10 protein-coding genes and 1 riboswitch are annotated in these 8708 nt (G+C 46.0%); of the genes, 8 read left to right on the forward strand and 2 right to left on the reverse strand.

The features are described 5' to 3' along the window. Window positions 1-196: 196 nt before the first annotated feature. Window positions 197-883: a hypothetical protein gene (locus RB2501_RS02850; RefSeq protein WP_015753224.1), complete on the reverse strand. Its 687-nt coding sequence runs from the start codon at window positions 881-883 to the stop codon at window positions 197-199. A gap of 270 nt (window positions 884-1153) precedes the next feature. Here RB2501_RS02850 and RB2501_RS16175 point away from each other — a divergent pair, with 270 nt between their 5' ends. From RB2501_RS16175 to RB2501_RS02880, 6 genes are all read left to right on the forward strand, one after another. Then, window positions 1154-1315, forward strand: a complete 162-nt coding sequence (locus tag RB2501_RS16175) for a hypothetical protein (protein ID WP_015753225.1) — start codon at window positions 1154-1156, stop codon at window positions 1313-1315. A gap of 37 nt (window positions 1316-1352) precedes the next feature. Then, on the forward strand, window positions 1353-3329 hold the full coding sequence (locus RB2501_RS02855) for a tetratricopeptide repeat-containing sensor histidine kinase (protein ID WP_015753226.1): 1977 nt from the start codon (window positions 1353-1355) through the stop codon (window positions 3327-3329). A gap of 14 nt (window positions 3330-3343) precedes the next feature. Continuing rightward, complete coding sequence (locus tag RB2501_RS02860; RefSeq protein WP_015753227.1) at window positions 3344-4009, forward strand: DNA-binding response regulator; 666 nt, start codon at window positions 3344-3346, stop codon at window positions 4007-4009. Between the two features lie 432 nt (window positions 4010-4441). Next, entirely contained in the window at window positions 4442-5167 is a 726-nt protein-coding gene (locus RB2501_RS02870; protein ID WP_015753229.1) for a hypothetical protein, read from the forward strand. A 279-nt stretch (window positions 5168-5446) separates the two neighbouring features. Then, window positions 5447-5827: a hypothetical protein gene (locus RB2501_RS02875; protein WP_015753230.1), complete on the forward strand. Its 381-nt coding sequence runs from the start codon at window positions 5447-5449 to the stop codon at window positions 5825-5827. Window positions 5828-5947: 120 nt separating this feature from the next. Beyond that, window positions 5948-6565 (forward strand): hypothetical protein, encoded by a 618-nt coding sequence (locus tag RB2501_RS02880; RefSeq protein WP_015753231.1) that lies wholly within the window; start codon window positions 5948-5950, stop codon window positions 6563-6565. A 161-nt stretch (window positions 6566-6726) separates the two neighbouring features. On the opposite strand, the gene RB2501_RS02885 is transcribed toward RB2501_RS02880, so the two are convergent. Then, window positions 6727-7590 carry a Swt1 family HEPN domain-containing protein gene (locus tag RB2501_RS02885; RefSeq protein ID WP_015753232.1) on the reverse strand — a complete coding sequence of 288 codons (864 nt, stop codon included), beginning with the start codon at window positions 7588-7590 and terminating at the stop codon, window positions 6727-6729. Between the two features lie 63 nt (window positions 7591-7653). Next, window positions 7654-7745, forward strand: a riboswitch (SAM-I-IV-variant riboswitch). A gap of 38 nt (window positions 7746-7783) precedes the next feature. Here RB2501_RS02885 and RB2501_RS02890 point away from each other — a divergent pair. Both RB2501_RS02890 and RB2501_RS02895 read left to right on the forward strand, forming a co-directional pair. Beyond that, window positions 7784-8164, forward strand: coding sequence for a hypothetical protein (locus RB2501_RS02890; protein ID WP_015753233.1), 381 nt, complete (start codon window positions 7784-7786; stop codon window positions 8162-8164). Window positions 8165-8177: 13 nt separating this feature from the next. Next, window positions 8178-8630, forward strand: coding sequence for a hypothetical protein (locus tag RB2501_RS02895; protein ID WP_015753234.1), 453 nt, complete (start codon window positions 8178-8180; stop codon window positions 8628-8630). Window positions 8631-8708 lie beyond the last annotated feature (78 nt).

Below are 8708 nucleotides of genomic sequence, written 5' to 3' on the forward strand. Positions count from 1 at the left end.
CTTGAGGTGGTAGCGTTTGCTTTGAGGTCCCTTGCATATATACACGTCCCCAAAGTCGTCACTCCCACCGGATATTAAAAGGAGGCCGGCTCCCACTACGACGCCTGCAAAAAACTTTCTCATGGTTCCACTGCATTTACCTAGCAGTTAAATTACAAGAAAATGAGAAAATTAGCTTCCGGGAACCCGTAAACGGCTAGTTATTCGGATAGGTGGGGCAGATGTATTTTTTGATCATGTATTCGGTAATGGGGTCCAGGGTCTTGCCAGTCTCCGGGTGCCGGCCCAAGTCCGTAAAGTATTCCAACTCCCCATCTGGGTTCCTGCCATACCACAACAGCTCCAACTTATTCCCATCAAAGAATTCATAGGAACAATCCGGCTCCACTTTTCGAAAATGATCCAGCCGATCCTGGTTGATCTTTTTAAGGTCCGATAACTTATAGGTCTCCAGGTCCATGGGTACCACCTCGTAATGATCTTCCACCCAAATCATCATTTTGGTCTGGAATGGGTTTTCAAAAAGCACCCATAATACCAAGGCAATGACACCTACACCTGCCAGGTAATACCAAACACGCGTATTCCTGCGCGGTCTATTAATTGTAAGTGGGCTACCCCCTTCAAGGGAGTTTAAAAAATCACGGTATGTATCATATCCCAGATAACCCGCCAGGCCGTCCACCACATGGGCGGGCAATTCAAAATCATCGCTCCCTTGTTGCACCTCGTTGAAGTAGTTCCGCAAACTGCGCTCCCCATAGGGCTGTTTGGTGCGCTCCTCAATGGTATCTGAAAGAAATTGGGCGCGCCGTAGAACCTTTTCGGATCCGGTATCTCTTTGCGCCTGGTCGAAAGCTTGTTTCAGCAGCTCAGCGTGCATAGTTGGTTGATTTCCAAGTCGGAATAAAGCTACAAAATCCCTGGAAATCCTATGGAAACTACTTTCCATAAACCTTCCATTCTCCTTCCACCCTTTCCACCTCCTATACCCTTGATTTGTCTTCGGAGTTCGGCCTGGCAGCTCTGAGCAGGGAGAAGGGAAGTACCTGCCCACCTGCCTGGCCCCTCCATACTTCCCTCCCTTAAGGGCCAAAAATTCAGCCACGAGCTGAGGTGACCGGCCTATGTCCAATTTCAAAATTCCAATAAGATGAAAAAAGTAGTTTTTATCCTGGCCATGCTGTTATCCAGCAGCTTATTCTTTGCCTGTTCCGACAACTCCTATGCAGGGGATGACACGCTCTATGAGCAGGCCAACGGAGGTGACGATGACGGCGAGGTGAATGACGATCCGGATGATGGCGACAACTAATCCGTAGCGTCCATTCAATTCCTTTTATCTTAGGGGAATGAAACGAACCTTCGTTTTGTTCCCCTTTTTTGTGACCCTGCTCGGTCTCTGGCTGGTGGGTTGCCAGCCCGGGACGGATGCGTCCGGAGGAGATGGCGCCGGGTCTGATTCCTTGTGGAGCCGCTATCTGGAGCGCTACGATTCAGACGTGCTGGGCACAGCGGAAAAACTCGCGGCCAACGGCGAATTGCTCCGGGGTTCAGCGGGATTGCCGGATACGGTCCGGTCCGTTTTATTCCAGCATCGGGCAGCCCTGTTCCGGCGGGAAAACCAGCTGGATTCCGCCTTGCGCTACTTAAATGAGAACCTCACCCTTACCCAAGCCCTGGGCGATACCACCCGGATTGCCGACGCCCACTACCGCCTGGGTTTTTACTACCGGCTGGCAGAGGAGCCTTCCCGCTCGCTGGAGCATAATTATCAGGCCGTAGAACAATACAAAGCACTGGGTGACAGCATCCAGGTGGGGCGCAAAAGCCTGAACCTGGCAAATTTGTTGAATGCCCTGGGGAATTATTCGGAAGCTGAGACCATTGCGGTGGAGGGGTTGGAATATATCGAGAACAGCCCCCAGATAATGGGCAGTCCGGAAATCCGGAACTATGTGGCCGGGCTCTACAATGCCCTGGCCATAGCCACCAAGGAATTGCGCAACTACCCGGAGGCGCTTGCCTGGTATGAGAAAAGCCTGGAACTGCAACCAGACGGGGAGGCAGCCCTGAACATCCGCCACAATGTGGCCGTGGTGCTTACCCATATGGATTCCCTTCAGGCAGCCCGGGCCCTGAGCCGTGAGCTCGCCGGGGACAGCCTGTTAAACGATCCCGAAAACGCCCGGCTCCGCGCCCGGATCATCGACCAGCTGGGGCATATCCAGGGAAGGCTTAATCTGCCCGGGGCCGAGGAAAACCTGCAAACGGCCCTGAATATCCGGCAGGAACTCGCGTACACCCAGGGGGTCCTTAGCAGCTACCTGCACCTGGGGGAATTCTACCGGGAGCGGAGCCCGGCCCGGGCCCGGGAGATGGCGCAGGCGGCCTACCATATCGCCCGGGAACTGGAAAACCCGAACGACCGGCTTACCAGCCTGGCGCTGCTCATTGACGTGGTTCCGAACCCTGCCGGCTATGCCCGCGCCTATACCCGCCTCTCGGACAGCCTGCAGCAGGTGCGGCGGCAGACAAAGGACCAATTTGCGAAGGTCCGCTATGAATCGGAGAAAAACCTGCGAAACTACCTGATTGCCCGGCGGGAGGCCAGTGAAAATTCCCTCCAACTGGAACGGTCGCAAAACCGGAATTTGCTGCTGCTGAGTTTTCTCGGCCTCCTGCTGATCTCCGGGTTTTTTATCTATCGCTACCTGCGGCTGCGCCACCGCAAACGGGAGATCCAGGCGGTGTACGCCACCGAAAGCCGCATCTCCAAAAAGGTACACGACGAACTGGCCAACGACATCTTTAACCTGTTGAATGCGGCCGTGGCCTTCCCCCGGAAAAACCGGGAGGAGCTCCAGGATTTTGTAAACCGCCTGGACCAGCTCTACCAAAAATCCCGGGAGATTTCCCGGGACAGCGCCGAGATTCCAACGGGTCCGAAATTCAAAACCGTGCTCAGCTCGCTCATCGAGATCTACTCGTCCGAGACGGTGCGCATCATCACCCAGGGGTTTGAATCGATTCCCTGGGAGGCCATTTCGCCGGACAAACAGGTGAATATCTACCGCGCCCTGCAGGAAATCCTGGTGAACATGAAAAAGCACAGCGGGGCCACGCTGGTGCTGCTGGAATTCCGGCAGGAGAAGAAAAGCCTGACCATCCGCTACAAGGATAACGGGGTGGGCTTCCCGGAAGAAGCGCCCTTACGGCAGGGCGGCCTGGCGAATACGGGAAACCGTATTGAGGCGCTGGGCGGAAGGATTACTTTTGAGACAAGCGTTCCACAGGGGGTGGTGATTTTACTGACCCTTCCCGTTTAATAGTGCTTGCAGCTATGTTTAAAAAAGTACTGGTAGTAGAGGATATCGATTCCATCAACATTGGGCTTACCAAGACCCTTGGGGAGGCTTTTGACTTCGACATTGACCACGCCAAGTTTTGCGACAAGGCGAGCCTGAAGATCACCAAGGCGCTGCTGGACAAGGAGCCCTACGACCTGCTGATCACGGACCTGTCCTTTAAATCCAACGGGCAGGAGGGAAAGATCCAAAGCGGGGAAGACCTCATCCGGGAGGTCCGCGCCAAACAACCCAACCTGAAGACGATTATCTACTCCATCGAAGACCGCCCGTTTAAACTCAAGGAATTTATTACGGACCTCAAGGTAGACGGGTACGTGCTCAAGGGCCGGAACAGTTCCCGGGAAATGGTGGAGGCCATCAAAGAGGTGGCTGCCGGCACGCTGTATGTGTCTCAGGACATCATGCAATCCATCCACACGTCCCCCACCCTGGAAATCGACGACTTTGACCTGGAACTCCTCAAGGAACTCGCCGACGGCTACTCCCAGCAGGAAATTTCAAAGCACTTCCAAACCCGGGGGATTACCCCTGCCTCCTTAAGCAGCATCGAAAAACGCATCAACCGCCTGAAGGACTACTTTATGGCCCGCAACACCACCCACCTGGTAGCGCTGGCCAAGGATATGGGGTTGATGTGAAACTACCACCAATGAATTCAATAAAAGTTCTCGCTTTTCTCTTCGTGCTGCTTCTCGCAGGGCAAGGTGTCAACGGGCAAACCTCTTGTGAAGACCTCATAGAGTATGTGAAGTCAGAATCGTATGGGTCTACCTACTATAGTTACAACAGTGAGGCTATTCGGCAAGTAACCTTTTACGAGGTGAGGGATGATTCATTTAATACCTACTATTTCGCAATCGTCCGATTCACCAGCTCCTATACGGACTACATCTACCAGGTGGGGTCTAACACAAAATTCAACTACTCCACGTCTTATCTCTCAAGTGCAGGAAAGGCATTTTGGAAATACATTCAACCTTACAGTGACGTGTTGGGGTGTGCCCCGGATTTTTGATCCTTAAAACTTCGGTTTTCGAATCTTTTTATATTAAATCTTAAACCATAATCGCATGAAACGATCATTAATCCTCGCATTAGTAGTCCTTTATTTATTTCCTCAAAATGTAAAATCTCAAGATGATGGTGCTGCTATTGCAGCAGTGGCTGGTGGATTATTGGCCATTGGGGCAGGAATTGCGGCCGTCGAACAGATGAAGGAACAGGCAGAATTAAACGCAACGGAATGGCTCCTAACAAACCATCCTGAGTACACTCAATTTTCGTTGAAAACACTCGATTTTGACGGCAAGAAATTAAAGGATATGTCTGCAACTTCCGTCATCACATTTAAAATTCAAGAATTTGATATTCGGGACGATGAACCCGAACTCGGGTCAAAGAGAGTCCTATTTGGATTTACGAGTTTTGGATGGATCAATGAATACGGAATAAACTTTGATAAGATCCAATGGTTTTTGATTGATTCCCAAGAGTGGATGAATATGATGATGGCATACACCAAAGTTGCATCAGGTGTAACGGATGAAAATCGGTTGAGGGAATCCCTTTTGGATGGCAAAGTGGTAAATAGAGGCGTCAGAGCCAGAAATGGGGAGAATATAGAATTCTATAAGATTGACGGTGACATGTATCTCGTTACGGACTACTCGCCGGAGATGAAGTTTATCTACAATGAGCGGTCATTAGGTATTTACCTCAAAGAAACCATGAATCTTATTCAAATTGGTCGTGGAGACCTTATTAAAATTCACGAGTTTTTCTTCGAAGATAGCTAAAGAAGTGTTCACTTTATAAGGCTCCTTAATTTTCGAAAAACAGGGTCTGAAAGGTCGGTGCTTAAAATTTCACGTCCAAAATTGGCTAGAAATTCATTGTATTATTCGTAAAAATAATGTGTTATTATGGGCTTTCATTGCAATAAATTTAATTTTTAACTGATAGTGTAGATTTATTCTCATCATTTTCCGCACATTCTTGATTGAAGAGGTTGACAAACTACTTATAAACGGAAGGCACATTTTGTTAACTAGTCGTATTGGCTTAATTCAGAAAAAATGAAAAAGCACTACTTGCATGAGTTTTTGACAGACGATCGTAGATACATTAAAAAACAAAAGAGATCGAAGCCTTTAGAATCTAAAGAATTGTTCTACGAAATATTACAAGAGTGGGCTGAATGGAATGATCATTTGGCTTCTGAAAATCCCAAAATTGGAGATGTGCCGACTGGAAATACTCGACTGATTCATTTGGATTTGAACAACAGCCGCTACTATTTGAACGGTGATACCAATCTCTCCGGAGTAAAAGAGTTCTTACGAAACATGGATAGTCCCTGGAAAATTATACCCAATAATCGGGGAAGGATGAATAAGGTGACGAATGACAAGGAGGGAAGTGGAATTACAGGTTTCTTCCTTTATAAAGAGCTGTAGGGCATATCGCAAAGAGGAATTCCAACTAGAAATCAAAGCGGTCTATGATGATCGATTCAAAATTAACTAAAGACATGACTATTGAGTTATTACTACATCATTTAGAATGTCGCGCTTGGGATGCTTGAGAAAGGCATAAAATTTCTTCACACAATCACCCGCCCAAAAGATGGAGTTCGTGAATCCGAGATTAAACAAATTTATTGTCCACAATGCAAGGAGTTCACCTTTTGGTTCATAGGTAAAGGAAAGGTTCGTATCAGTCGCAAATTGTTTATAACCCGGAATGAAATTCCGGATTTTGATCTAAAGGATCTAAAATCGGAACTGAGAACTAATTTGGAAAATCTGCAATCGATCCGGATTCAACTTAAGAAAGCTACATCCAACATTTTAAGGCGAATGATAAGCCTCAATAAACTGAAATCCATACGACAAAAAGAGAACCGTTTAGTTGAACAATCAGCGGTATTGAAAATTGATTTTACTCAATCCTTATTAAATATTCAGTTCTACAAGGACAACAACCCCATTCCAAGATGTTTAGAATGTGGAGGCATCGAACAAAATGCGAAACCCCCAATACCAATTGCTCGGAATATGGACGTTTCTGATAATTCTATTCGAATCAATCCTGCTCCTTTGAATTGGTTCGTATATGAATATGATGAAATAGGAAATGCCAGAAAAATTGAGTTATTCAATCATCTTCATCCAATTTCTGCCTCTCCGATCTAGATCTGAAATCTCCTATACTTTCTCTTTAAATACTTATTCGCCTTGCTTTCTTTAAAGCGGGCTTTTTTGGTATTCCAGTGCAGGGCTTCCCTGGGGAAGGCGGATTTTTTCGGGATAGGGAATAGCGGCTAAAGGATTAGAATTTAATTTACGCTTACAAATTATAGAATGCTCAATCTTTCCTTTACGAAAGGCCTGAAACTAAAATTAGTGTCGCCTAAGGTGTCTTTTAAATAAGTATCCCCTTCAATTCCAATACTGAGGTCGATTTTACCATTATCTTTTCGAGTGTTGAAAAAATTTTCCGGAGGGCTACATGAGTTCTTTGGTAAGTATATCCAAATCAGTTCCTTCTTTTCTACCAAAAGTATATTTAACTCGCTCTCAAATTTTGATGGGGGAATGTTTAGCCACCAACGAGGCACGGACTTATTTATGTTCGAAAAGACTGTGTTCTTATGAAATAATCGAACATTTCCAATGGCATCATTAACGTGTTTGATTGCCGCTGACTTACCAATTTTTTGGGAATCAGAAGATAAGGAAGCTGGTGATGGACTTGGAATCGACCGTGAACTGAATGAATCCCTTTTAAGCTTCCTCAGCAGTGTTTCCAGTTCACTCATTTCAAGATCCTTAGCCAACCCAATCATATGTAGATATGCTTTTTCAGCTTTGTCATCATCTATAGGTAGGTAATGGGCTGTCATATTTCTTACTTCTGCCAATTCATTGAAAATTGCGGGTAGGTTATGGCTCTTTTTTCCAAAGTGTTCCCAGAAAAATTCTTTTTTAGCTCCAATTGAAAAACTGTTCAAGTTCCCAAAGTCTATTAAGTATTCAGGAGTGAATCCCGCCTGAAGATTTTTGCCCCAGGCTTCTTGTAGTTGAGGAAGTAGTTTGTCAAAATATTTTCTTTCCCAGTTATCACCAAAGCGAGATTTCAATTCAGTTGAAATGAAGAGTCGCATCGCCTGTATGAATGCCCCTAGGGCGATAAATAAGTTAGTCTCCTTCCGTTCCATCAATACTATTCTAAAATTCTCATGACAATCATTTTATAAAGTTATAGGAAAGAATTAAATTTATTCCTGCATCAGGAACGCTAAGGCGCGTACCAACCGAGCATAAAAGCCACGGTGGTTCAGAATGCGGACGGTCGTCAAAAAAATAATTCCTTTCCAATGAGGATTTCTGATGCGTTAAAAGAAGAACGCTATGATTTCCATTGTTACCAGCAAAAGACTGAAAGTTCGCTTTGCCACCCTTATTATGCCTCTGGATTGCGTACTCAGGAATGAGGATGCCTTTTCCAGGTTTAATGAAGTCCAACAGCTTTGGGGCGTGCATAACAAGCAATTATTTCTGCAACACGAAATGTCGTGGCCGCCGCCCGGACTATTAAATCAGATTGAACAATTGCTCTGCCCTTTAGGCCTAGAAGAACTACGGGATTATGTCCTGGTACAGGACGTTCCATGGAATTACATCAATTCCGGCCAGAAACTGCCCGGCACTGAAAATTGTGCCTGGCTCGAATACGAAATCAATCAGCAAGGCACTTTTGTTTGGATGGATTCGGCAGATAAGGCCGATTAAAAATTTCGGTCAAATGAAAAATTCTATTGAATACTACAAGGAATATGTCGACTTACTAGCGCAAAAATCTGACGATGAACTTATCTATTCTTTCAATGTTCAAGTGGGAAATTTCGGTTGGGGAGTTGCCCGTTCCGGGTATCTCTCAGCACTTCACAAAGTGCTCGAATTGAAGGAAATTGACTATTCGGAAATAGGAACTTCCAAAAGAATGAGCTATCGGAACCACGTATATTTAGTGGGTGACAAACTCTTTTTGCTGAGTACGTTGCCTTATGAAAACCTCATAAATATTGTTTATAACTACCTGTGCTCCTTCTACTTAAACATCAAAAAGGAAGAAATGAAATTAGAGCACGTCGACGAGAAGGCGCTTTTGATTAAAATCAATACTTTTCCATTTCTTGCCAGAATTACCTCCTCTTCACTTGCCGGGCTTGGTAAAGTTGAATACAACGGTAAATAAAATTTATCTCATCCTATAGATTCGGCAGGCATACACAGTTATCCACGCCCTGTTTATAACTCAGTGGCTTCCCTGATG

Source organism: Robiginitalea biformata HTCC2501, from assembly GCF_000024125.1.
Taxonomy (GTDB): Bacteria; Bacteroidota; Bacteroidia; order Flavobacteriales; family Flavobacteriaceae; genus Robiginitalea; species Robiginitalea biformata.

Bases quoted from the DNA above. Each gene is read 5' to 3' on its own strand.
- RB2501_RS02850 (WP_015753224.1), bottom strand. From the start codon at position 883: ATGCACGCTGAGCTGCTGAAACAAGCTTTCGACCAGGCGCAAAGAGAT.
- RB2501_RS16175 (WP_015753225.1), top strand. From the start codon at position 1,154: ATGAAAAAAGTAGTTTTTATCCTGGCCATGCTGTTATCCAGCAGCTTA.
- RB2501_RS02855 (WP_015753226.1), top strand. From the start codon at position 1,353: ATGAAACGAACCTTCGTTTTGTTCCCCTTTTTTGTGACCCTGCTCGGT.
- RB2501_RS02860 (WP_015753227.1), top strand. From the start codon at position 3,344: ATGTTTAAAAAAGTACTGGTAGTAGAGGATATCGATTCCATCAACATT.
- RB2501_RS02870 (WP_015753229.1), top strand. From the start codon at position 4,442: ATGAAACGATCATTAATCCTCGCATTAGTAGTCCTTTATTTATTTCCT.
- RB2501_RS02875 (WP_015753230.1), top strand. From the start codon at position 5,447: ATGAAAAAGCACTACTTGCATGAGTTTTTGACAGACGATCGTAGATAC.
- RB2501_RS02880 (WP_015753231.1), top strand. From the start codon at position 5,948: ATGCTTGAGAAAGGCATAAAATTTCTTCACACAATCACCCGCCCAAAA.
- RB2501_RS02885 (WP_015753232.1), bottom strand. From the start codon at position 7,590: ATGGAACGGAAGGAGACTAACTTATTTATCGCCCTAGGGGCATTCATA.
- RB2501_RS02890 (WP_015753233.1), top strand. From the start codon at position 7,784: ATGATTTCCATTGTTACCAGCAAAAGACTGAAAGTTCGCTTTGCCACC.
- RB2501_RS02895 (WP_015753234.1), top strand. From the start codon at position 8,178: ATGAAAAATTCTATTGAATACTACAAGGAATATGTCGACTTACTAGCG.